This is a genomic window from Micromonospora sp. NBC_01739, from assembly GCF_035920385.1.
Lineage (GTDB): Bacteria > Actinomycetota > Actinomycetes > Mycobacteriales > Micromonosporaceae > Micromonospora.
This window is the reverse complement of record NZ_CP109151.1, coordinates 4,723,744-4,746,549: the sequence shown is the minus strand read 5'-3', so window position 1 is coordinate 4,746,549 and position 22,806 is coordinate 4,723,744. Positions and strand designations below refer to the sequence as shown.

The following is a 22,806-nucleotide window of genomic DNA, read 5'->3' as shown; positions in this document are numbered from 1 at the left end:
AAGGTGCGCGGATGCCCGAACTGGAACGGCTCAGCGCCGAGCACGCAGAACCGCTGCTGGCCTTCGAACGCGACAACCGCGCGTGGTTCGCCGCCTCGGTGCCGGACCGGGGCGACGACTACTTCGCCACGTTCGCCGACCGGCACGCCGCCCTGCTGGCCGAGCAGGCCACCGGGCGCTGCCACTTCCACGTACTGGTCGACCAGGGGGAGGTGCTGGGCCGGTTCAACCTGGTCGACGTGGCCGCGGGCGAGGCCGAGTTGGGCTACCGGGTGGCGCAGCGCGCCGCCGGGCGCGGGGTGGCCACCGACGGCGTACGCCGGGTGGCCGCTCTAGCCCGTCAGGCGTACGGGCTGCGCCGGCTGACCGCCGTGACCACCCTGGACAATTCCGCCTCGCTGGCGGTGCTCCGGCGTACCGGGTTCACCCCGACCGGTGAGGTGTCGATCGACGGTCGTCCCGGGCTGCGGCACGTGCTGTCGCTACTCGCCGAGGGCTGAGCCGCCCGCCATCCGCTCCCGTACGGCGGTCAGCGCCTCGAAGGCGTACGCCCAGTTGTGGCACTTGAAGCTGCGCAGGCCCTCGATCGGGGTGCGGCAGTCGGCGCAGCGTACGCCCGCGATGGCATCGGGGAGGCCGGTGTTGACGTAGCGGCGCTCGCCGAGGATCACCGTGGCGATCATCATCGGGTCGTGCACGCCCTTGAGCGCCGAGGAGACGATGTCGTACCAGCTGATCCGGCGAGCGCACTTAGGGCAGTCCGGCTCGTCGCCGCTGACCCACAGCGGAGCGCCGATGGTGCGCGGCGGCATGTTCAGCAGCTTCTCGATCCGCCGTACGTCCGTCTCCGGGGTGGTCCAGCGGTGTCGGCCCGGCAGCGAGGCGGGTGAGTCGTAGACGGCCTGGAACAGTTCGGGGTCGACCTCGACGGTCTCGCGTTCGCTGGTCACGGCGTACCTCCCGGTTGGTCGACGCTCCCACCGTGGTCACCGGCGGGCAACGGGCACAACCGGATCAACGACACGGCACCCCTACCGGAGCTGGCCGGGGCCAGAGCCGCCGAAGATGACCACCCCTACCCGGCTTCGTCAGGCGAAGTGGCGTCCGGAACGCCAATCCTCGGCGTTCTGCCGCCACATCGACCGGGTCCACCAGAGCAGCACGCCGCCGACGACCCCGAACATCACCGTCACGGCGATGATGACCACGGGCTCCAGGTAGCCGTCATCGATCCGAACGTCGCGGACGTTGCGTCGTGGATCGGCGGGGTCGTACCGCACGGTGGCGATGTCACCGACCTTGGGTCCCGGAACCCACCTGTAGTCGGTGACCTCCGCGACGACCTGGCGGCCCTCGGCGGTGGTGAAGGCGACCAGCACGTACGAGTTCCTGCCCAGCGCATGCACCTCGCGTACGGTCGCCTCGGCCTGCACACCATGGGTGTCCAGCCGGTGGGTCCGGTGGATCGACCGCCCCTCAAGCGACACGATCACCACCACCATCGCGACCAGCAGCACGATCCCGGTCAGCGGGTGGCGCAGCCAGTAGCCGGGCAGCCATCGGCTGCGCAGCCTGCGCGGCTTCCGCCGCTCCCGCCAACCCACGCTGCCATCCTGCCTGCGGTCGGCAACCGGACGGGTCAGCGGTTCTGCCGTTCGACCGCGCGCCGCAGCACACCACGTACGCCGGGCAGGGTGATCGCGCGCATCGCTACCTCGTTCAGCCACACCTGGGCGCGGCTCGGTGGGGCGTACTGGTGCATGCCGCGACGGGCGAGTGCCTGCCGCTTGACGACTTCCGGTCGTAGCGACGCCTCCCATCCGGCGAGGGCGGCGGGAATGTCCTGGCCGGTCCGGCTCAGGGCGGCGCCGAGCCGGTCCGCACCGGCCAGGGCCAGGGCGGCGCCATGCCCGGCGAAAAGGGTGACGCACCAGGCGGCATCTCCGAGCAACACCACCCGGCCGTCGCTCCACCGTGGCATGACCACCTGGCTGACCTGGTCGAAGTAGGCGCTGGCGGGATCGTCGGCCACCTGTCGGAGCGCCTCGGGTACGCCCCCGCTGAGGTCGGCGAAGGCCGCCCCCAGGGCGTCGAGGGCACCCCGCGCCACCTCCCGCCCCGGATCCTGGCAGCGGTAGGTGAAGAACGCCGAGGATCGGCCGGGCCCCAGGTTGATGACCGCTGCCGTCCGGCCGGGCCCGATGAAGGTCGTCGCGGACGACCCGGGCACCTCCGCCACCGGCTCGGCGAGCGGGACCGCCGCCACCACGTACGGCAGGTCTACCCGGTGCTGCGCGCCGAACACGGACGCACGGGTGGCGGAGTGCACCCCGTCGGCGCCGACGAGCAGGTCGACCTCCTCGGTGCTGCCGTCGCTGAGCTCGACCCGTACCTGGTCGGCATCCTGGTCGATCCCGGTGGCGGTGGTGCCGAAGCGGAACTCGGTGTGCTCGCGGGCCGTGTCGTACAGCGCGGCCTCCAGGTCGCCCCGGAACACCGTCATGGCGCGCGGGCCCAGGGTGGCCTCGGCCAGGGCCGCCGGCACGGTGAACTTCGGCCGACCGTCCGCGCGGACCAGCACGGTGGAGAAGGAGCTCAGCGCGCGGTCGGAGAGTGCGGGAAGCAGGTCGAGCCGCTGCGCGGCGTCGTACCCCGACCCGAGCAGGTTCACCAGGTAGCCGCTGCTGCGCCGGCCCGGGGCCCGCTCCACCACGGTCGTCCGCCAGCCGTCGCGGCCCAGCCGTGTTGCCGCGGCCAGACCGGCGATGCCCGCCCCGACGATCACCGCTCGCCTCATCCGTCCCCCTTCCGAGACCCAGGAATGAGCGTACGCTCATTCCTGCCGTCGTGGGTGCCCGGAGCGGCCTAAGATCGCAGGTATGCCGCGCGGAGTCGCCACCCCCGAGCCTCGGCAGCACCTCTTCGCCGCCGTGGAGCGGGTCATCGTGGAGGAGGGACCCAGCCGACTCACCAGTCGGGCCGTGACCCGGGCGGCCGGGGTCGCCACCGGGCTGCTGTTCACCCACTTCACGAACTTCGACGACTTCCTCGTCGGCTACGCGGTCGACCGCAGCTTCCAACTAGCCGGTGCGGTGGCCGGGCTCCCGGCCCGCGCCGGGACCGCGACGGTCACCGAGAACCTCAGCGAGGTAGGCCAGGCCCTCCCGGCGACCACGCTGGTGGCGATGGCCCGGCTGCTGGCGTACCGACCCGGCATCACCGCCGAGGTCGAAGCGGTGCTGGGCCCGGGCAGCGCCGGTCTGCAACCGGTCGAACGGGCCATCGCCGGATACCTCGCCGCCGAACAGCGATTGGGCCGGGTGCCCGCTGGCGCCGAGCCGGAAGCACTCGCCCTGGTCGTGACCGCAGTGCTGCACCACCTGGCGCTGACCGACGGCACCGGTCCGCCGGCCGCCGACCGCCTCCACCGCGCCATCGCAGCGCTCACCGACTCATTCCCCACCGTCGCCCAGTGACCACAGTGGGCCGACAAGGGGGATCCGCCTTGTCCGGACCCGCTGGCGTCTGTCAATATCATCTGCCCCGGGTGATCATCGCCCGGACGGTACCTGGGGGACGGATGCGCATCGGCTCGCGCTCAGCTCGACGGATCGTGGCACTGCTGACGGTCACGGCACTCGGCGGCTCCGGCGGCGCCGTAGCGGTGGTCACCCCGGCCTCGGCAGCCGGGACCACCCTGCAATCCGAGCAGACCGTACGCCCACCGACGGTGACGTCGGACGAGTATCCGATGTATCCCAACCCGCCCAAACTCGACTACACCATCGGGGTGGCGGGCACCTTCCGCTTCCTGACGTATCGCACCGACACGGTGGCCTTCGCCTGGCGGCTCGGCGACGACGGCCCCTCCGGCACCGTCCCGGCCGTCGATCGCCTGGGGTACGCGTCGATCACCCCGACTCAGGCGGGCCTTCAGACGCTCTACGTCCGGGACGTGATCCCCGAGGGTCCGCAACCGAGCGAGACGGCCTACACCTTCAAGGTCGACGACGGCCCACGGCTGGTTGATCGCGGCGAGGACGGCGCGAAGGTGGTGGTCGGCGAGTCGCGGACGGTACGCCTGCGGCCGGGACGGCCGGATGTCGTCTCCTACACCTACAGCCTGCGCAACCGGGTGCACGCGACGTACAGCACCGGCACGGTGGACGCGCGCCCGGACGGGACCGCGGACCTCACCTGGACAGCCGTCCACCACCAGATCGACAACCTCCTGGTACACAGTGTCAGCGCCGACGGCACGATTTCCGCCAGCCGGTACGTCTCCTATTCCGTCGACGGCGCCGCGCCTACCGTGTCGCGCATCCCCGGCGTGGGCTGGGTGACACCGACCACCTTCATCGCCCGTACCCGGATGGCGAACCCCGTCGAGTACGTGGTCACCGTCAACTCCGACGAGAACAGCCGGCAGATCCTGACGCCGGCGGCCGACAGCAGCGCCACCTTCCAACTCATGCCCACCGTCAGGGGCACCCACTACATCAACGTCTTCGCCCGGGACGCCGCCGGGGTGCAGACGAACAGCGCCATCATCCTCTGGTCGGTCTCCAACCGTCCGGTGGTCACCTCGACCGACTTCCCCTCGAACGGCGTCGGCCGGGTATGGCCCGGCACCTTCACCTTCACCGCCGGAATGCCCGGCACGACGGAGTTCCGGTACCGGATCAACGGCGCCCCGTCGATCGCCGTCCCCGCCGGTCCGGACGGAACGGCGACCGTGTCCTGGACGCCGCCGACGGACGGCGCCCACGAGGTGCTCCTCTGGAGTGTGACGGCCACCGGCGCCACCTCCGACGTCACCGAACACCGCTTCCAGCTCAAACGCCGCATGGTCGGCATCGACCACGTGGAACCGGGTTCGGTGACCACCGGCGCGGTGCACCTGCTGGAGCTGACCGGATACGGCATGCACAGGCAGGACCTCATCGAGGTCATCCCCTCCGACGGCAAGCCGGTACCCGCGCAGGTCCACCACCTGACCGGCGGGGGCTCGATGGTGCAGGTGTACGCCGACCTGACCGGCGTGGCGACCGGGCCGGCGACGGTGCGGCTCACCCCACACGACGAACTCGGCCGCTCGGTGACGTGGGCCAGCAGATTCCAGATCGTCGCGCCCCCCGCCCCGAAGGCCACGAAGCTGCCGACGATCACCGGCACGGTGGCCGTCGGCCGGGTGGTGAAGGCCAGCACCGGGACCTGGACCCCCAGCGCCACCTCGTACAAGTACCAGTGGGCGGCGAACGGCACCGCGATCAAGGGTGCCACCAGCGCCTCCCTCACCATCCCGGCCGGGCTGCGCGGCAAGAAGCTGACGGTCACCGTGACCGCGATCCGGCCCGGTCACCCGAACGGCAAGGCCACCTCCAAGGTCACCGTCGCGGTCGCCACGGGCAAGGCCCCCAAGGCGACCAAGAAACCCAAGATCAGCGGTACGCCCAAGGTCGGCCGGAAGGTCAAGGCCCTGGTCGGCACCTGGTCACCGAAGGCGGACTCCTACAAGTACGAGTGGCGGCTCAACGGGAAGCTGATCAAGGGAGCGACCGGCAAGACGCTGAAGCTGACCTCGAAGATGCGCGGCAAGAAGCTCACCGTCACGGTGATCGCCCGCAAGGCCGGCCACGCCAACGGCAAGGCCACCAGCGCAAAGGTCACCGTACGCCGCTGACACGCCAACTGGTTCGCCGCGTCTACGCTGCTCGTACCACGGGCTGACCGCGCCGCAGTCGGCTTCCGCGCTACCAGCTCATCGGAACAATTCGGTTTCACGGGGAGGGCAAGTGGGTGCACGCATAGGGCTGTATTACCCGTTCATCCATTTCCGTGATGAAGCCTGGTTGAAGCTCACATCGCTCTACTGGGACCGAATGGGCCGCATTGTGCCCAGTCGATACAGCCTGCGCGATAGCGACACCGTCAGGGAGTTCAAGGACGCCGGCTACATCCGAGACTTCCATCCCGTCAGGGAGCAGGAAGAATCAGCGTGGGTCTTCCGGGAGTTGCTGGCCAGCCATGGTGATCAACTCCGCCGTCGGTACGGATTGCACCTCTCCGAAGGCTGGCCCGACGAGCCGACAACAGTCCAATCGCATGCCGCTCATTTCGGAAACCCCAAACTCGCCTACGTCTTCGGCCCGAAGATCAACCCGCAACTGCTGGACCAGCTGGAGCAGCTCTCACTCGCCGAACCGGGTGGGTCGCGGGATCCCCGATGGGTCGGCATGCACCCGAAGTTGGCCAGCCTGTACATGACTGCCCTCGCCCGAGCGGTCGCCAGCCGACGAGGGGCACAGCCAATCACCGATGACGCCCTCAGCCATGTCGGTCTCGGAGACTTCGGGATGGAACGCCTCGCCGAGGCACTGCTTGGCGACACGGCGGAGCCGCGTCCACGCTCCACGTACGAGGCGGAACAGTTCATGGCAGGGCTGAGCCTGCGCATGGTGGTCCCAGCCGATATGGAGGGTGTGTCGGCACATCAACTGATCAAATTCCGCGAGCGGTACGCGGCCGAGCGTGATGCCTTCCAGCAGCGGATCAAGGCTATGGTCGCCAGCATCGACGTGGACGGCATTTGCGACCCGGATGCCCTGCGCGATCACCTGCACGTGCAACACGAAAAGCTGATCCAGCCACACCTTGCCGACCTGGAACGACGACTCAAAGACGCGCGCATCGACACGACGCTGGCTCTCATCAACATAAAGACGGAGGTACCCGTCGGCCTCGCTGCGGTCGCCGCCGCCATCGCACTCAAGGAGCAGTCGCTGCTCATCGCGGGGGCAGCGGCGTTGAGCGTGTGGCAGGTATGGCAGGACCGCAGGCACGCCCGCAGAGGGGAACTCGGCGGGCTACCTGCACACGCCTACCTCTACCGCATCAAGTCGGAGCTTCAGCCCGCCGACCTTGCGAATCGAATCCAGGCGCTCGGTCGGCGCCTCCTGCCGAACAAGCCCTGACTCCTGACCGGTCCGTCGCGCCGCTCAGCGCCTTCCCAGCGACAAACTCCATGTCAGCGATTGCTCAACCACGCTCGCCAGCCACTGTCCACCACATACCGCCGGCCGTACTTTGTGCCAAGCTGGTGAGGACCTCTCGGTATGTTGATCATCTTTTGGCGGAGCCGTGGCTGGAGCCGATCGACCGCCCTGGAGGCCAGCCGCCGTCCCGCCTCGCTGGCTGCCGAGGAGGGACCGCCCACGCGGATTGGTCGGCGACATCCCTGCAGCAGACAGCGGCGGAAGCTCCCATCGACCAAGGCCGGAGTTGAGTCGTGCCCTGGTTGTGCCGAAAATAATTTCGCCCGGAGTCAACGCAGCTCATCGGCGTGGGTGGTGGGCCGGAGGTGCCACCATGCGAACCACACCGCCGCGATCGCCGGTGAGCCGTTGCCGCTACGCCCGCGCCGCTCCTGAGGCTGATCGACAGTTCCAGGGTCAGACGTTGAACCATCTGACAAGCAGCCTGGCAAGTTGTACAATTTATTGTACGTAACGTTTGGGAGGCAGCAGCATGCGCACCGTTCCCTACTCAGAAGTCCGGCAGAACCTGGCCAAGATGCTCGACCATGTCGTGGACGACGCCGAGGAAGTGGTGGTCACCCGCTCAGGCAGGGAGGCCGCGGTCATCATCTCGCTGCGTGAGTATGAGTCGTTGAAGGAGACGGCCTACCTGATGGCCAGCCCCGCCAACGCGCGCCGTCTGAATGAAGCCGTCGAAGAGCTGCGCAACGGGGGTGGGGAGATGCACGACCTGATCGACCCCGACGCCAGTTCAGGCGAGGCGTCGGCAGCGTGAAGGTCCAGTTCGCCGGCCGAGGCTGGGAAGACTATCTGACCTGGCAACGAGATCGCCAGATGCTCAGACGAGTGAACGCCTTGATCGAGGACATCCGACGCAACGGCCACCAAGGCATCGGCAAACCGGAGCAGCTCCGCGGAAACTGGGCGGGGTTCTGGTCGAGGCGAATCGACCAGGAACACCGCCTCGTATACCGGATCATGGACGACACAGTGCAGATCGCGCAGTGCCGCTACCACTACGAATAAGGACCGGACCACTCCTTCCGCCGAGGGGCACGGCCCTGCCGTAGTCTGCGTGCCGTCGTCATGCAACTGGCCGCAGGACAGCATCCCGGCCCGTCCAGCACCGCGCCGCCGTGGCCAGCCACAGTCCCGTCGAGAAGTCGAGCCAAGCGTCACGACGGGCCGCGATCAACTGGTTCGCATGAAAGATCAACAAGGTGGCCGCCGGGGACTCGAACCCTGAACCTGTGGATTTGCCGGCAGCCTGGCCTTCTGCGGTGTGGTTCGAGGTCATCCGGGCTGCTGGCGCGTTTCTCGGCCGGGTTCGGCGTACTCCGCGCGTAGCTCTTGCCGCCGGGTCGGACGCGGCCAGGGCAGGTCGCAGCCGCCGCAGCTCCAGATCGGCATGACGGGGCCGTGGGTGGTCATCGCACACCGCCCAGGAACCGGGCGACGCTCGCGCGGGCCTGCCGGCTGGTCGCCCAGTCCACCTGCCAGCACGGGTACGGGGCCAGCCGCGACCCCTGATGGGTTTGCCTGGTTTTCTGGTGGCGCTCGGTGACGGACCCGGTCGGGTTGGCTAAGCTGTTAGCTAAACGAGGGGATCGCATGATGTCGGCTGAAGCTGTGCACTACAACATGCACGATGCCAAGACTCACCTGTCGCGCATCATCGAACGGGTGGAACGGGGCGAAGAGATCATCATCGACCGGGCGGGAACTCCGGTGGCGAAGGTGGTGCCGCTTGTCCGACGGGCCAACCGCACGGCAATCGGCTCCCTCGCCGGGCAACTGGACCTCTCGGGCGACTGGGACTCGCCCCGGACCAACGCCGAGATCGCCGCCGACTTCGGCATCGGCGCATGACTCTGCTGCTCGATACCCACGTCGCACTCTGGGCCATCACCGGCGACGCGACCCTTGGTGCCGAACTCCTCGATCAGCTACGCCACGAGCCAGACATCTTTCTCTCCCCGGTCAGCCTCTGGGAGATCACTATCAAGCAGAGCGCCGGGAAGCTTGGAGGTCCCTCTGACCTCGCTGAGCGAGTAAGGGGCATGGGTTTTCGTGAACTTCCAGTGACCCATGCCCACGCCATCGCAGCCGGCCGCCTGCCACCCCACCACCGCGACCCCATCGATCGCATGCTCGTGGCACAGGCGATCAGCGAGGGCCTGACGCTCGCCACTCGCGACGCGTCGATACCGCTGTACGAGGTGGACGTCCTCAAGGTGTGACCGGACGGCCCTCTCAGCGCCGGCTGATTCCGTCCGCAGGCAACCCTGAACTCTGGGATTGCCTGGGGTGTGGTGCGAGGTCATCCGGGCTGCTGGCGCGCTTATCGGCCTGGTTGGGCTGGCACGGCTGCTGTGCTGCGCTGCTGTACTGCTGGCGGCTGTCTGGCCCAGCCGATGAACCGTCGGTGCAGCGCGCCGGCCGGTGCCCAGGGCATGTCCTCGGCGGCCTGGACGAGAGAGACGCCGAGGTAGAGAGCCAGCGACACCGGCGCGTCGGCGTACTCCGCGCGTAGCTCTCGCCGCCGGGTCGGGCACGGCCAGGGCAGGTCGCAGCCGCCGCAGGTCCAGATCGGTAGCACCGGGCCGTGGGTGGTCACCGCACACCGCCCAGGAACCGGGCGACGCTCGCGCGGGCCTGCCGGCTGGTCGCCCAGTCCACCTGCCAGCAGGGGTACGGGGCCAGCCGTGACCACCAGGCGCGGCAGCCGGCGCACATGCCGTCGAGCCCTCGGATGTGTACGGCGAGGATCGTGTGCTCTTGGTCGTCTTTCACTGCGCCTCCTCTCCTGGCCAGTGGCCACGGTTGATGGGGATGCGGTGCCGGGCGTGGCAGGGCAGGTCGGCACCGCAGCGGCAGATCCGCCGCCACTTCTGCCAGGACCAGACCGGCCGGTGTCGCCGCGCGAACGTCAACGCGGTGGCGGAGAGGTACTCGTCGTACGAGACGCGCTGGCCTCTGGGAGTTGGTCGGCCGGCTGAATCGGCCACGGTTCGGCTCACCGGAGTTCCCCCCGCCCAGGCTCGTGGTACCGATCGGTCGGCGTGTCCCACGTCGGCCCATGGTTGCCGTGGGAGCGCAGGTGTGCCGCCTGGTCGAGCAGCCGTCGCCGGGCCGCCGCCTGCTCGGCGTCTTGGTATCGCCGTCCGGTCCCCGGCGGTGGTGGTGACTCGGGCTGCCGCAGTAGCCACCGGATCAGCACGTACAGGTGCGGTCGGAGCGTCACGATGATCCCGCCTCCTCGCCCATTGCCGGAAAGGCGGACCAGACAGGAGCCTCTGAGTTGTGGCGATTGCCCGCCCACGCCAGCCCCAGTGCCTTGTCGGCATCGAAGAACATGTCCGAGACGATTCCGTCGGACTAGGCGTGGCGGCCATGTCGGCTGGTCATGTCACGGTGACATGGGCGGCCTCGACCTGCCCGGACAACATCTCTAGGCTCCAGATCGAGCACCATGAGTAGTCGTCCGACGACGCTTGGAGCCGTTGTGCCGCTCGATCATCTACGGATTCCCGAAGACCTCTGGTCGCACCAGGATCTACGCGCGGCTCTTGCTGCCCGCGACATCGGTTCCCTGTTCCGGCTGTTTACTCGGCACACCGGCGCGAGTCAGACCCGCATCGGGGCCGCCGTCGGTCTGGAGCAGGGCTACGTCAGTCGGATCATCGCCGGCCGGAAGGTGACCTCCATCGACGTGCTGGAGCGCATCGCCGACGGCTGCGCCATGCCTGACGAGGCACGGATGACGCTCGGCCTCGCGCCTCGCCAGCGGTCATATCGCGCGGACATGGCCGACCACCGGAACACCCGGCACAGTGATCTTCCGGCAAACCGCTCCTGGCACGAGGACGTCCGCGCTGCCGCGCAGTTATGGGAAGGCGACGTGAACCGTCGAGAACTGCTCCGCCAAACCGTATTCAGCTCCGCCGCGTACACCCTGCCCGCCCTGCGCTGGTTCACCGCAACCAGCACGCAGCCCGTCGCGCAGGACGGTCGCCGAACGGTCGGTCAGCCCGACATCGACACCATCCGCGAGATGACCGCCACCTACCGGCGACTCGACAACCAGCACGGCGGCGGCCACGCCCGCACCAACGTCACGCGCTACCTCCATCACGAGGTCACGCCCCTGGTGACCGAAGGCCGATACGATCCGGCAACCGGCCGCAAGCTGCTCACCGCCGTCGCCGAGCTGACGCAACTCGCCGGCTGGCAGGCGTACGACATGGCCGAACACGGCCTCGCCCAGCGCTACCTCACCCATGCCCTCGACCTGGCCCGAAACGCCGACGACGCCGGCCTGGGCGCCGAGATCCTCGCCGCGATGAGCCACCAAGCCACCTACCTCGGCCACACCGCCACCGCCGTCGACCTCGCCCGCGCCGCCCGGCAGACCGCCCAGCGCGCCGGAATCACCGTGCTGACCGCCGAAGCGCTGGTCATGGAAGCCCACGCCCACGCTGCCGCCCGCGACGAACACGCCTGCGCCACCGCACTACACCAGGCAGAACAAGCCCTCGACCGAGCCGACCGCAGCGGCGACCCGCAGTGGCTCGGCTACTTCGACGAGGCATACCTGTCCGCCAAGTTCGGCCACTGCTTCAACGCCCTCGGCCAACACCGTCAAGCCGAACGCTTCGCCGCCCGCTCTTTGCGGATGGACGAGCGCTACGTACGCGGCAAAGCCTTCAACCTCGCACTCCTGGCCACCACCCAAGCCCGCCACGGCGAACCCGACCGCGCCAGCGTCATCGGCGGCCAGGCTCTCACCCTGACCACGCAACTGAAGTCCGCCCGCGCCGTCCGCTACGTGCGTGACCTACAAACGGACCTCATGCCACACCGCCGCCGACCAGCCGTACGACACTTCATCACCCGTATCGACGCCGCCCTCGGCCAACGCCGCTGACTACAACTCGCCCTGGGCCTTGCGCGCCACCAGATCCAGCACCGCGATCACCGTACCGGCACCCACAATCTCGCCCTGGGAGACGAGATGCCTTGCCTCATCCAACGGAATCCAGGCGACCTGCTCGGCCTCGTTGACATCCACCGGAGCGCCGATGTGCTCAGCGTTCCTGGCAAGGAACAGCAGGTTCTCCGCGTCCGCGGTCGCCACCCACGGCTGAAACGCCAACAACGGCTCCACCACACCCGGACGCCACCCGGTCTCCTCCTCAACCTCCCGGACCGCACACGCCGCCACATCCTCACCCTCATCGACGTAGCCGCCCGGCAGCTCCCACACCCATCGATCGAACACGAACCGGTGCCGCCGCATCAGCAACAGCCGCCCCTGACCGTCAAGCACCGCGACCATCGCCGACCGAGGCGCCCGAATCACGTACTGCTCGAAGCGGGCCCCATCCGGCAACTCGACATCAGCGATGCTCAACCGCGCCCGCCGGCTACCATCCACCACCCGCTCACCATGGATCGTCCACCGCGTCGACCCGACGTCCTGTCCCTCCACCATCTGGCAAGTATCCGACCAACGGCACCGAACCGCTGCGGTACCTCAACTACATAGAGTTGCGCAAGCTTCTCACTGCGTTGTCGGTGGGTTACGGTCGTGTCTGTCTCTGGTGGAGCTTCGGAGGACGTATGGCGCGACGTAAGGGCCTGATTGCTCAGATGCTCGACGCCCGCAAGCAGGCCAAGAAGTTGCAGGCGCAAGCAGAGGCACGCTGGCACCGTGAGCTGATTGCCGAGCAAAAGCGTCAGGAAGCGGAGGCGCGCCGGGAGGCAAAGCAAGCGGAGGCTGCGGCGAAGAAAGCCGAGGCAGCGCGCTTAAGACATCAATTGCAGGAGAAACGTCTCGCCGACCAGGCGGCGGCGAAGGCAGCCCGGGAAGCTGTCCAGCGCGAACGCACCGAGGAGCGACGCCGAGCTGCTGATGCCCGTACAAAGGCGCAGGAGGAGTCCGCCGTGAAGCGCCTGGCGGAGCGGGAGGCGCACGCCCGCAAGATCGCAGAGGCCGAATTTCGAACCGATGCCATCAGTACGAAGGTTGCCGAGTACGGCCAGCTGCTGGCCCGGAGAAACAGGCGAGCCAGCGAGTATGCCCTAGAACTTGCGGCGGCCCTGTCGAACGGCGGACCACCCGCGTTTGTTGAGCGCCTGCAACACGTACTCGCCCAGTCCCGATACCCGGAGGGCCTGACAGGCAAGGCTGCCGCTCACTACGACCCTGCCTCCAGAGAACTGCTGATCGAGTACGAACTACCGCTCCGGGATGTCGTGCCAACCGTCGTTGCCTACCGTTACACAACGGGGAAGGGCATGGTTGCCGTCCCGCGCAAGGAACCCGAGACTAAGAAGCTCTACGGCGACCTCCTTGCGCGGCTAACATTGCGCACCATATCCGAAGCTTTCGAGGCAACGCCTTCGGAACTCGTAACCGGCATCGTCTTCAACGGCTACGCCACAACCAAGGACAAAGCGACTGGCCGCGCCATTCGGCCACTGCTGATGAGCGTAGGTGCGGAGCGGGACAAGTTCGCCATGGTGCAGCTCGATGAGCCAGAGCTGGATCCAGTGCTGTGTCTTCGCAGCCACCTGAACGCCATTGTTTCCCCACATCCGTACGACCTGGAAGGCGTCCGGCCAGTAGTGTCCTTCGACCTCTCGAAGTACAAGTTCGTTGACGAGATGGACGTCGTTGCTGGCCTGGATAGCCGGACGGATCTACTTACGCTCTCTCCCGGAGAGTTCGAGCACCTTATCCGTCGACTATTCGAGAGCATTGGAATGAAGTCCTGGGTGACGCAGGCGTCCAAAGACGAAGGCGTCGACGGTGTCGCTGTCAACGAAGATCCAATCGTGGGCGGGCTTTGCATCATCCAGGCTAAGCGGTACAGCAAAATCGTCGGCCTTGAAGCTGTACACGCACTTGCCGGAGTGATGGATCACAAGCGAGCCGCCAAAGGTGTGTTAGTCACTACATCGTGGGTGGGCAAGGCGAGCCGCGACTTCGCCGCCGCAAATGGCCGCATCGAAATCATCGAGGGCCGCAACCTTAAGCACATGTTGAAAGAACACCTCGGCCTGGACGTCCTTATCGGCCTGGAGAGGATTCCGCCAGGCTGGGACAGGGCAGACCTGGCATAACTCCGATCTTCATCCGGACCGGACGCAAAACTTTCGCTTTGTACAACCGAAGGCACGGACGAGCGGCAGAGCTTGCCCACCGTCGTCGCTGTGCGCTTGGCCGCTGCTGCCAGGACCTGCCGTCGCCGACCAGCGTCACGCACCTGCGGACCCGTGCTCCGGACGCTGCTGTCCAGGCGATCAACGAGGGGCTGATCAGCCGAAACTTCGCATCCCTGGTCAAGCTGCCATCGGTTCGGAAGCGCAGGCGGAAGGCGTGGACGAGCGACGAGGCGCGGCGCTTCCTGGAGTCGGCTCGCGCCGAAGACGATCCGCTCTACGCCGCGTACGTCTTGGTCCTGGTGCCCGGGCTGCGCAAGGGCGAGATGTTGGGGCTCACTTGGGCGGACGTCGACCTAGAGGGGGAGTTGACTATCGATCGGCAGCTTCAGCGGGTCGGTGCCGAGTTGCTGCACCAGGAGACGAAAGACGGCTGCTTCGGACGCCACGTTGCCGCTGCCGGACACTTGCACCGTGGCGCTTGGCCGCCCCCCGTGACGCGCTCAACGCGCTGGACCGGTGAACTACCTACTGCTGTACCGGCCCTGATCGCGGCGTTCAGAAGCTCGGTCAGGGCCGCTGACATGCGGGAGAGTGGGCCGCCAGGGACTCGAACCCTGAACCTATGGATTAAAAGTCCACAGCTCTGCCATTGAGCTAGCGGCCCGCGGCCCACAGGCTACCTGACCCCCGTGGCCCGGCGCGCGATGCTCAGACCCCCCGGATCCGGCCGGACGACAGTGCCGCGCCATCAGCGACTCGCACCCGGCTGGCAGGATCGGGCGGTCGTCACTCGGGATGCGGGGAGGTTGATCATGTCGCAGTCGATCCGCATCGTCGTGCTGGCTGGGGCGACGTTCAGCACCGGGCTGGTGGCCGGGTTGTTCTTCGCGTTCGCCTGCTCGGTTATGCCGGGTCTTGGGGCGACCGATGACCGGACCCTGGTCGGTGCCATGCAGTCGATCAACCGGAAGATTCTCAACGGCTGGTTCCTGTCGGTGTTTCTCGGCGGGCCGCTGCTGGTCGTGGCGGCGGTGCTCGGTCACTTCGGTGCGGGCGGTACGGTGCTCGGTTGGCTGGTTGCCGCACTGGTCTGCCATCTGGTCACCTTCGCTGTGACAATGCGGTCGAACGTGCCGCTCAACGATCGATTGGACGCCGCCGGGTCGGTCGACGCGAGCGCGGATCTGGCGGCGATCCGGCGGCGGTTCGAGGGGCCCTGGGTGCGGTGGAACCTGGTCCGTGCGGTCAGTTCGGTCGCCGCCTTCGCCTGCTTGCTCGGAGCACTGCTCGCTCGGTAGGGCCGAGCTGAGGTCTGGGCGGACCTGTGCTCAGTGCAGGGCGGGGTCCGAGGCAAGATCGTCGTCGACCTCACCTGAGCAAACCCGGATCGGTGTGGTTCCTGACGCCGTGATCCGCGCAGGCGTGGGCGGCGACTTATCGGGTACGGGCCGAGCATGCGCATCGTGGTGGTGGGGGCGAGCGGGAACATGGGTACGGCGCTGCTGCGCCGGTTGCGGCGCGAGCGCGACATCCAGGTGATCGGGGTGGCCCGGCGGCTGCCTCCGGCGGGGGCGGGGGAGCCGTACGACGGGGTTCGGTGGCACTCGTGTGACATCGGTCTGCCCGGTGCGGCGGAGGAGCTGACGGAGGTTTTCACCGGGGCGGAGGCCGTGGTGCATCTGGCCTGGCAGATTCAGCCCAGCCACGACCGGCGGGTGTTGCGTCGTACCAATGTGGAGGGTAGCCGGGCGGTGGTCGACGCGGTGTTGCGTGCCGGGGTGCCGGCCCTGGTGTACGCCTCCTCGGTCGGCACCTACGCGCCGGGGCCGAAGAACGCGCCGGTAAGCGAGCGGTGGCCGGCGACCGGGGTGCCGGCCTCGTCGTACAGCCGGGACAAGGCGGCCGTGGAGGAGATGCTCGACGGGATCGAGCGGACCCATCCGGGGTTGCGGGTGGTACGGCTGCGTCCCGGGCTGATTTTTCAGCGGGAGGCCGGTACGGAGATCAGCCGGTACTTTCTCGGGCCGCTGGTGCCGGTGCGGCTGCTGCGGTTCGGGCGGCTGCCGCTGGTGCCGGCCAACCGGCGGCTGCGGATGCAGGCGGTGCATGCCGACGACGTGGCTGACGCGTACGCCCGGGCGGTTCTGGGTGATGCGCGCGGCGCCTTCAATGTCGCCACGGACCCGGTGCTGACCCCGGAGCTGGTGGCTCGGCACTTCCACGGCTGGACGGTGCCGGTGGCCGCCCCGGTGCTGCGTACCGCCGCGGCGTTGACCTGGCGGGCCCGGCTGCAACCGGTCGACGCCGGGTGGGTGGAGTTGGCGCTGAACGTACCCCTGATGTCCAGCGAGCGGGCCGAGACCGAGTTGGGCTGGCGGCCCCGGGTCACCGCGATCGAGGCCCTCAAGGAGCTGTTCGCGGGCATGGCCGAGCGGGCCCACACCGACGGCCCGCCGCTGTCCGCCGCCCCCACCCTGCCGGGGCGTCCGGCCGCCCTCACCCGGGCCCGGGTCGCCGGTCACGGCAACCCCTACTGATCTCAGGTCAGGGGTACGTGGTGCAGGTGTCGGCGTCGCCGCAGGCGGACCCCGAACACCTGGCCACCGTCACGATCAGCAGGGCGGTGACCCGATGGCGTGCAGCGGCCCTCGGGTCATGAACCCGGGCGGCCTCAGTCGTCGATGACGTCGGAGATCACCACGGTGACGTTGTCCGGCGCACCGGCCTGGTGGGCCAGCTTGACCAGTTGCTCACCACACTGGTGGCGATCGGCGTGCAGCCCCAGGGTGGCCGCGATCGCATCGTCGGTCACATAGTCGGAGAGCCCGTCACTGCACAGCAACAGTCGGTCACCGGCGGCTACCGTCAACATTCCCAGCGTCGGCGGGGCGTCCGCGCCCTGCACCGCGCGGGTCACCAGGGAACGCTGCGGGTGCTGCCGGGCCTGGTCCCGGGTCAGCGCCCCCTGGTCGACAAGCGCCTGCACGAAGGTGTCGTCGCGGGTCAACTGGGTCAGGCGACCGTCCCGGAGCAGGTAGCAACGGGAGTCGCCGACCTGAGCCAGCACCAGCGTGTTCCCGGCCAGCAGGGCGGCGGTCAGGGTCGTACCCATGCCGTCGCGGGCCGGGTCGGCGGCGATCGCGGCATGGATGCGTTGGTTGGCGGTGCTCACCACGGCGCGCAGCGCGTCGGCGGCGGAGTCCGGGGCGGTGGGCGGGATCAGCTCGTCCAGGATCCGGATGACGATCTCGCTGGCCACTTCACCGGCAGGAAGTCCACCCATGCCGTCGGCCACCGCGACGAGGCGCTCGCCGGCGAGCGCGGAGTCCTCGTTGTTGGTCCGAACCAGGCCGATGTCGTTGAGGATGGCCGAGCGGAGGATCAGCGTCATGGGTCAAGCTTGCCAAGAAGACCTGTCCCGCGTCTCTACGCACTACTGCGTAGGGTTGAGGAATGTTGCCCGTGTCCATGGTCGGGCGCGCCGGTGAGCTCGCTGAGCTGGGCCGAGCGTGGTCCACCGTGGTGGACGGCAACCGTCGGTCCCCGGCTGTCGCGGTCGTCACCGGCGGCGCGGGAGTGGGCAAGAGCCTGCTGGTAGCCGCCGCCCTGGACGGGTTCACCCCCCGGCCCGAGGTGGTGCTCAGCGGAGCCGCCCGGCTGCACAGTCCCGCCCCGTACGACTGGTTGGCCGCCGTACTGAGCGGGCGCGACACCAGCCGACTTGATCTTCCGGTCGACGCGCTGGCCTGGCTGGCCCAGCAGCCCACCGCCCCGCCGGAGCGCTACGCCCCCGGCACCCTACTCCGGCTGGCCGTACGGACCGTCCGGGCCCTGGTCGGCGCCGGTCCGGCGGTACTCGTCGTGGAGGATCTGCACGCCCTGGACCCGGCCAGCCTCAACCTGATCGGTGAGTTGGCCACCGCCGACGGGCTGCCGGCCCTGCTGATGGTGGCGACCAGGCCCGCGACCCACGCGGTCGCACCCGCCCTCACCGGCCGCACCCTGGCCCGCCTCTGCGGGGTACGCGGCGTCGTGCGCCAGCATCTGGGCCCGTTGCGCCCCGCCGAGGTCGCCGAGGTGCTGGACCAGGTGTACGCCGGGTCGGCCGCCGACCCCCGGCTGGTGCACCGGGTCTGGCAGCACACCGGCGGCAACCCGTACGCCCTGACCGAACTGCTGGCCGCGCACGCCGGAGCGGATCCCGCCACCCTGCTCGCTGCTGGGGTGTCGGACGTTGCTGTTGTGCCCGCTGCGCGGATCGCTGACGGTCTGGATTCTCCGGTAGCTGCCACGGTCGAGTTGACCGGTCGGGAGGTCGAGGTGCTCGACTGCCTGGTGGCCGGGATGTCCAACAAGCAGGTGGCCCGCGCCCTCGGCATCTCGGTACGCACGGTCACGGTGCACGTGTCGAACCTGCTGCGCAAGACCGGTGCGGCCTCGCGTACCGAGGCGGCGCTCTGGGCGGTACGCCAACGACTCGCCGTCGCCGCCCCGACCGCCACCCGCGATGGCTGAGCCGGAGATCGACTCCGTTTCGGCGATACGGCGGTATCCCGCAGCCCCGTACCCCGTCGTTTCGGCGTAACGGTGCGGGCCTCCACCCGGTGCACGCCTACTGCCGGGGGTAGCGCAGGAGGAGGCTGGCGGTGACCTCCTCGTCGCCGACGGCGGCGTACATGTGCGGCACGTCGGAGGTCCAGCGCAGGTGGCCACCGGCGGAGGCGGTCAGCGGGGCGTCGACCGGACCGGCGCGCAGCGCTCCGGTGAAGATCGTGACATGTTCGGTCACCCCGGCCTGGTGGGCCGGTGAGAGCTGACCCGGCCCGGGGGCCACCCGCATCCGGTACAGCTCGTAGGTGACCTCGGAGTCCTCGAACACCTCCAGCAGGGTGGCGCTGACGGCCGCCCCCCGTACGGTCGGTTCGCTGGTCGCCTCGGAGAGCACGGCGGCCAGCGGTACGCCGAGGTGAGCGGTGATCGCGTACAACGTCTCCAGGGTGGGGTTGCGGAGGCCGTTCTCCAGTCCGGAGAGGGTCGCCTTCCCCACCCCGGCCTGCCGGGCCAGCGCGGACAGCGAGATCCCCCGGGCCTCGCGCAGGGCACGGACCCGGCGGCCGATCGCCGCGGGATCCGCCTCTGCCGCCCCGGGCTGACCGGAGTCGGCGACCGGTAGGGGGTCTGATGCTGCTGAGTACGGCACCCCGCTATGGTGCTACACGGTGCTGTTCCGTAAACGGAACGATTGAGGGTGGGGTATGGCGGATCGGATGCAACCGGTGCTGGCCGGCGCGGTGGCCGCGCTGGTCGGGTTCGCCAGTTCGTTCACCGTGGTCCTGGCCGGCCTGCGGGCGGTCGGGGCCACCGAGAGTCAGGCCGCCTCCGGGCTGCTCGTACTCTGCCTGATGTCCGGCCTCTGCGCCGCCTGGCTGGGCCTGCGGCACCGGCTGCCGATGAGCGTGGCCTGGTCCACACCCGGCGCGGCGCTGCTGGTAGCCACCGGCCCGATGCCCGGCGGTTGGCCGGTCGCGGTCGGTGCCTTCCTCGTCTCCGGGCTGCTGATCGTGGCCGCCGGCCTCTTCCCGGTGCTGGGCCGGGCCGTCGCGGCGATCCCCAAGCCGATCGCCGGGGCGATGCTCGCCGGGGTGCTGCTGCCACTGTGCACCGCGCCGGTACGGGCCCTCGTCGAGGTGCCCGTGTTGGCCGCCCCGGTGCTGGTGTGCTGGTTGGTGCTGCACCGCTTCGCCCGCCCCTGGGCGGTGCCCGGTGCCCTGGTGGTGGCGGCCGGCGCGATCGCCCTGACCACCTCGGGCGGGGGTGGCGGTGGACTACGTCCGGTGATCGAGGTCACCGCGCCGCAGTGGAGCCTGACCGCGATGGTCGGATTGGCGCTGCCGCTGTTCCTGGTCACCATGGCCGCGCAGAACGTGCCCGGCACGGCCGTCCTGGTCGGCTACGGCTATCGGCCGCCCCTCAGTTCGGCGCTGCGGGCCACCGGGCTGGCCAGTCTGGTCGCCGCCCCGGCCGGTGGACATGCGGTGAACCTGGCCGCGATCACCGCCGCCCTGGCCGCCGGACCGGAGGCCCACCCCGACCCGAATCGTCGCTGGATCGCCTCGGTGACCAACGGTGTCGGCCTGGCCCTGCTCGGGCTGGGTGCCGGAGCGGTCACCACCCTGGTCGGCTGGGCGCCACCGGTGTTGATCGAGGCGGTCGCCGGGCTGGCCCTGCTCGGTGCCCTGGCCACCTCACTGACCTCGGCGCTGGCCGACCCCGACGCGCGGGAAGCGGCGGTCGTCACCCTGGTGGTCACCGCCTCCGGCGTCTCCCTGGCCGGCATCGGCGGCGCCTTCTGGGGCTTGATCGCCGGCTGCCTGATGCTGCTGATCTTCCGCCGTCGCCGCACCACGCCACCCACTGCCACGCCAGCGCCTCCCGCACCAGCGACCCCCACGCCAGCGGCGCCTTCGTCCGCCGTGCCCACCGGCCCTGCGCCGACCCTGCGCCAGGAGAGCGTCGACCGCGTGATCGGTCGCTAGGCCGGGTGGGGGTCAGTCCTCGGCGGGGAGGTCGGCGGTCAGGGCGCTGAGGAGGACCTCACGGTCGGTGACGCTGGCTATCTGGTCGGCGAGCACGTAGACGGCGCCGGTGGGTACCAGGTCGGTGGAGACCTTGAGGTAGCCGGTGCGCAGCAGCCGGGCGGCCAGGTCGGCGGGGACGTCCGGTTCCTCGGTGCTGGCGGACTCGATCAACTCGTCCAGGCTGCCGCCGGGGTCGGCGGTCGGCGCCTGCACCGTCACCGCATTCGGATCACCCCGCTGCACCAGATCGACGGTCCCCACGTCCCGCCCGGCGACATCCACCACCCGCATCCCGGTGGTCACCCGCGAAACGATCCCCTGCTGATCGATCCCCTGCCTCTCCATCCCCCACCCCTTCCCGCCCCCCAACCCCCCTAAACCCGCCCACCAACCCCTCCAAAACCGAGTTGATCAAGAGGTTTGCGTCATGGATCCGGCAAATCCAGACGCAAACTTCTTGATCAACAAGCGCAGGGTGGGAGGGCGGGGAGCGGGCTTAGGGGGATGGGGGGCGGGGGGAGAGTTCGCGCCAGGGGTCGGCGGGGTGGAGCAGGGCGCGAATGGTTTCCTCGGCGTCGTCGAGGGTGTCGTACTCGTAGAAGCGGGAGACTCCCTCGGCGCCGCCGGCCCGTTGTTCGACGTACCACCGGTCGGCGTCCGTCCGGAGGAAGACGTCCCGCCGGGCCAGGCGCCCCCATTTCCCGTTCCACCAGTGCTTTCGCTGCTCCATGGCCAGGGACTCTATCGAACATGTGTTCGATTCAGGATGGCGCGTGGCGGCATTCCCCGTACGGGTGACCTGCGGTTGTCGGGTTCAGCGCCCGGTGGGCGGTTCCTCCCGCGAGCCGAGTGCGTCGTCCAGGGCGCTGCGCTGCTGGGCCGGGGTGGTCCGACCGGAGGCCACCAGGGCGTCGCGGATCTCGGTGAGCAGCTTGACCTCCTCGCTCGGCGCGGCGGGCGGCGGCTCCTCGCCCCGCTTGCGGCGCTCGGCGAGCTTGTTCATCGGGAAGACGACCAGGAAGTACAGCGCCGCCGCGGTGAGCAGGAAGGTGATCAGGGCGTTGACGAAGGCGACCCAGTCGAACGGGATGCCCTGGATCGTCGGTGCGGTGCCCTCCAGCCCCTTGTCGCTGCCGGTGACCAGGACCACGAAGACCCGGATCAGCGGATCCAGGAACGACTTGGTGAGCTGGGTGACCACACCCGTGAACGCGGCACCGATGACGACACCGACCGCCAGGTCGACGACGTTGCCGCGCATGATGAAGTCTTTGAAACCCTTGAGCATTCGTACTCCTGAGGTGTCCCGGGTTCGTCAAGGACAACCTATGCCCCCGGATCGGGGCTCCAGAAATGCGCCGGCCTCCCGGGCGGCGAGATCCGGGTCACCAGCCCGGATGGCGACCACCAGACGGGCGTGGTCGACGTGTCGGTCCGGGGTCAGGGCTCCGCCCATCGCCTGGGTGACGGTGCTGCGCAGGACGGCGCCGATGGAGGCGTACAGCTCGGCGAGCATGCCGTTGTGCGCCGCCGCGACGACCGCGGTGTGCAGCGCCGCGTCGGCCTCGACGAACTCGGCGACCCGGCCGCCGCGCCAGGCCGCCTCGCGGGCGGCCAGCGCCTCGTCGAGGGCGGCCAGGTCCTCAGGGGTACGCCGACGAGCGGCCAGCCGGGCGGCCTCCACCTCGAAGGCTCGGCGTACCTCGATCACCTCGGTCATCCGGTCGTCGGTGAGCCGTCGGGCCACCACGGGCGCCAGTTCGTCCGTGGAGATGACGTACGTGCCGGAGCCCTGCCTGCACTCCAGGACCCCGGCGTGGGCCAGGGCCCGGACGGCCTCCCGTACGGTGTTGCGCCCCACCCCGAGGGCCTCGACCAGTTGCGGCTCGGTCGGGATCCGGCTGCCCACCGGCCACTCGCCGGCCAGGATGCGCGCCCGCAGTTGCGTGATCGTCTGCTGGATCCGCCGTCCCCGGGGCGGCGCCGGGGCGGAGTCGACTGCCGGTGGCACTGGTCACCAC

At 69.2% G+C, this 22,806-nt stretch carries 27 protein-coding genes and 1 tRNA gene; 14 read left to right on the top strand and 14 right to left on the bottom strand.

What is annotated here, in order from left to right:
* Positions 1-11 precede the first annotated feature (11 nt).
* Entirely contained in the window at positions 12-500 is a 489-nt protein-coding gene (locus OIE53_RS21465; RefSeq protein WP_327023316.1) for a GNAT family N-acetyltransferase, read from the top strand.
* On the opposite strand, the gene OIE53_RS21460 is transcribed toward OIE53_RS21465, so the two are convergent.
* From OIE53_RS21460 to OIE53_RS21450, 3 genes are all read right to left on the bottom strand, one after another.
* Positions 483-950 (bottom strand): hypothetical protein, encoded by a 468-nt coding sequence (locus OIE53_RS21460; RefSeq protein WP_327023315.1) that lies wholly within the window; start codon positions 948-950, stop codon positions 483-485. The two genes, OIE53_RS21465 and OIE53_RS21460, sit on opposite strands and share 18 nt — an antisense overlap.
* Before the next feature lie 138 nt (positions 951-1,088).
* On the bottom strand, positions 1,089-1,604 hold the full coding sequence (locus OIE53_RS21455; protein WP_327023314.1) for a DUF3592 domain-containing protein: 516 nt from the start codon (positions 1,602-1,604) through the stop codon (positions 1,089-1,091).
* Between the two features lie 35 nt (positions 1,605-1,639).
* A complete protein-coding gene (locus OIE53_RS21450; protein WP_327023313.1) occupies positions 1,640-2,797 on the bottom strand; it encodes an FAD-dependent oxidoreductase in 1,158 nt (385 codons plus the stop codon).
* Between the two features lie 82 nt (positions 2,798-2,879).
* Here OIE53_RS21450 and OIE53_RS21445 point away from each other — a divergent pair, with 82 nt between their 5' ends.
* The 7 genes from OIE53_RS21445 to OIE53_RS21415 all read left to right on the top strand — a co-directional run bounded on the left by OIE53_RS21445 (position 2,880) and on the right by OIE53_RS21415 (position 9,277).
* On the top strand, positions 2,880-3,476 hold the full coding sequence (locus OIE53_RS21445; RefSeq protein ID WP_327023312.1) for a TetR/AcrR family transcriptional regulator: 597 nt from the start codon (positions 2,880-2,882) through the stop codon (positions 3,474-3,476).
* 104 nt (positions 3,477-3,580) lie between these two features.
* Entirely contained in the window at positions 3,581-5,683 is a 2,103-nt protein-coding gene (locus OIE53_RS21440; protein WP_327023311.1) for a hypothetical protein, read from the top strand.
* A gap of 112 nt (positions 5,684-5,795) precedes the next feature.
* Positions 5,796-6,974 carry a DUF6236 family protein gene (locus OIE53_RS21435; RefSeq protein ID WP_327023310.1) on the top strand — a complete coding sequence of 393 codons (1,179 nt, stop codon included), beginning with the start codon at positions 5,796-5,798 and terminating at the stop codon, positions 6,972-6,974.
* A 553-nt stretch (positions 6,975-7,527) separates the two neighbouring features.
* Positions 7,528-7,812, top strand: coding sequence for a type II toxin-antitoxin system Phd/YefM family antitoxin (locus tag OIE53_RS21430; RefSeq protein WP_018787151.1), 285 nt, complete (start codon positions 7,528-7,530; stop codon positions 7,810-7,812).
* Positions 7,809-8,063, top strand: a complete 255-nt coding sequence (locus OIE53_RS21425) for a Txe/YoeB family addiction module toxin (protein WP_018829754.1) — start codon at positions 7,809-7,811, stop codon at positions 8,061-8,063. Before OIE53_RS21430 ends, OIE53_RS21425 begins: the two co-directional genes overlap by 4 nt.
* A 588-nt stretch (positions 8,064-8,651) precedes the next feature.
* Positions 8,652-8,906: a type II toxin-antitoxin system Phd/YefM family antitoxin gene (locus OIE53_RS21420; protein WP_327023308.1), complete on the top strand. Its 255-nt coding sequence runs from the start codon at positions 8,652-8,654 to the stop codon at positions 8,904-8,906.
* Complete coding sequence (locus tag OIE53_RS21415) at positions 8,903-9,277, top strand: type II toxin-antitoxin system VapC family toxin (RefSeq protein ID WP_327023307.1); 375 nt, start codon at positions 8,903-8,905, stop codon at positions 9,275-9,277. Before OIE53_RS21420 ends, OIE53_RS21415 begins: the two co-directional genes overlap by 4 nt.
* Positions 9,278-9,378: 101 nt before the next feature.
* Here the strand turns inward: OIE53_RS21415 and OIE53_RS21410 are convergent, their stop codons facing one another.
* From OIE53_RS21410 to OIE53_RS21400, 3 genes are read right to left on the bottom strand one after another with little or no spacing between them, the layout of a single operon-like run.
* A complete protein-coding gene (locus OIE53_RS21410) occupies positions 9,379-9,654 on the bottom strand; it encodes a hypothetical protein (RefSeq protein WP_327023306.1) in 276 nt (91 codons plus the stop codon).
* Entirely contained in the window at positions 9,651-10,118 is a 468-nt protein-coding gene (locus OIE53_RS21405) for a hypothetical protein (protein ID WP_393338670.1), read from the bottom strand. Before OIE53_RS21405 ends, OIE53_RS21410 begins: the two co-directional genes overlap by 4 nt.
* Positions 10,054-10,281 (bottom strand): hypothetical protein, encoded by a 228-nt coding sequence (locus tag OIE53_RS21400; RefSeq protein WP_327023305.1) that lies wholly within the window; start codon positions 10,279-10,281, stop codon positions 10,054-10,056. Before OIE53_RS21400 ends, OIE53_RS21405 begins: the two co-directional genes overlap by 65 nt.
* A 261-nt stretch (positions 10,282-10,542) precedes the next feature.
* Here OIE53_RS21400 and OIE53_RS21395 point away from each other — a divergent pair, with 261 nt between their 5' ends.
* The gene (locus OIE53_RS21395; RefSeq protein ID WP_327023304.1) at positions 10,543-11,964 is read left to right on the top strand and encodes a helix-turn-helix domain-containing protein; all 1,422 of its coding nucleotides are present in this window, start codon (positions 10,543-10,545) and stop codon (positions 11,962-11,964) included.
* On the opposite strand, the gene OIE53_RS21390 is transcribed toward OIE53_RS21395, so the two are convergent.
* Positions 11,965-12,531: an NUDIX hydrolase gene (locus OIE53_RS21390; protein ID WP_327023303.1), complete on the bottom strand. Its 567-nt coding sequence runs from the start codon at positions 12,529-12,531 to the stop codon at positions 11,965-11,967.
* Between the two features lie 128 nt (positions 12,532-12,659).
* Here OIE53_RS21390 and OIE53_RS21385 point away from each other — a divergent pair, with 128 nt between their 5' ends.
* Positions 12,660-14,165, top strand: coding sequence for a restriction endonuclease (locus OIE53_RS21385; protein WP_327023302.1), 1,506 nt, complete (start codon positions 12,660-12,662; stop codon positions 14,163-14,165).
* Positions 14,166-14,799: 634 nt separating this feature from the next.
* Here OIE53_RS21385 and OIE53_RS21380 read toward each other — a convergent pair.
* Positions 14,800-14,871: transfer RNA gene (locus tag OIE53_RS21380), tRNA-Lys, on the bottom strand.
* 148 nt (positions 14,872-15,019) lie between these two features.
* Here OIE53_RS21380 and OIE53_RS21375 point away from each other — a divergent pair.
* Positions 15,020-15,505 carry an anthrone oxygenase family protein gene (locus OIE53_RS21375; protein ID WP_327023301.1) on the top strand — a complete coding sequence of 162 codons (486 nt, stop codon included), beginning with the start codon at positions 15,020-15,022 and terminating at the stop codon, positions 15,503-15,505.
* Positions 15,506-15,661: 156 nt separating this feature from the next.
* Complete coding sequence (locus OIE53_RS21370) at positions 15,662-16,744, top strand: NAD-dependent epimerase/dehydratase family protein (RefSeq protein WP_327023300.1); 1,083 nt, start codon at positions 15,662-15,664, stop codon at positions 16,742-16,744.
* A gap of 134 nt (positions 16,745-16,878) precedes the next feature.
* On the opposite strand, the gene OIE53_RS21365 is transcribed toward OIE53_RS21370, so the two are convergent.
* Entirely contained in the window at positions 16,879-17,598 is a 720-nt protein-coding gene (locus OIE53_RS21365; RefSeq protein ID WP_327023299.1) for a PP2C family protein-serine/threonine phosphatase, read from the bottom strand.
* 62 nt (positions 17,599-17,660) lie between these two features.
* Here OIE53_RS21365 and OIE53_RS21360 point away from each other — a divergent pair, with 62 nt between their 5' ends.
* Entirely contained in the window at positions 17,661-18,722 is a 1,062-nt protein-coding gene (locus tag OIE53_RS21360; RefSeq protein WP_327023298.1) for a LuxR C-terminal-related transcriptional regulator, read from the top strand.
* Between the two features lie 97 nt (positions 18,723-18,819).
* Here OIE53_RS21360 and OIE53_RS21355 read toward each other — a convergent pair whose 3' ends face one another.
* On the bottom strand, positions 18,820-19,407 hold the full coding sequence (locus OIE53_RS21355) for an XRE family transcriptional regulator (RefSeq protein WP_327023297.1): 588 nt from the start codon (positions 19,405-19,407) through the stop codon (positions 18,820-18,822).
* A gap of 55 nt (positions 19,408-19,462) precedes the next feature.
* On the opposite strand from OIE53_RS21355, the gene OIE53_RS21350 reads away from it, so the two are divergent.
* Positions 19,463-20,743 (top strand): benzoate/H(+) symporter BenE family transporter, encoded by a 1,281-nt coding sequence (locus tag OIE53_RS21350; RefSeq protein WP_327023296.1) that lies wholly within the window; start codon positions 19,463-19,465, stop codon positions 20,741-20,743.
* A 12-nt stretch (positions 20,744-20,755) separates the two neighbouring features.
* Here OIE53_RS21350 and OIE53_RS21345 read toward each other — a convergent pair whose 3' ends face one another.
* From OIE53_RS21345 to OIE53_RS21330, 4 genes are all read right to left on the bottom strand, one after another.
* On the bottom strand, positions 20,756-21,130 hold the full coding sequence (locus OIE53_RS21345; protein ID WP_393338655.1) for a hypothetical protein: 375 nt from the start codon (positions 21,128-21,130) through the stop codon (positions 20,756-20,758).
* Positions 21,131-21,281: 151 nt separating this feature from the next.
* Positions 21,282-21,515: a hypothetical protein gene (locus OIE53_RS21340; RefSeq protein WP_327023295.1), complete on the bottom strand. Its 234-nt coding sequence runs from the start codon at positions 21,513-21,515 to the stop codon at positions 21,282-21,284.
* A gap of 84 nt (positions 21,516-21,599) precedes the next feature.
* Positions 21,600-22,073 (bottom strand): large conductance mechanosensitive channel protein MscL, encoded by a 474-nt coding sequence (gene mscL / locus OIE53_RS21335; RefSeq protein ID WP_327023294.1) that lies wholly within the window; start codon positions 22,071-22,073, stop codon positions 21,600-21,602.
* A gap of 27 nt (positions 22,074-22,100) precedes the next feature.
* Positions 22,101-22,796, bottom strand: coding sequence for a FadR/GntR family transcriptional regulator (locus OIE53_RS21330; protein WP_327023293.1), 696 nt, complete (start codon positions 22,794-22,796; stop codon positions 22,101-22,103).
* Positions 22,797-22,806: the final 10 nt, after the last annotated feature.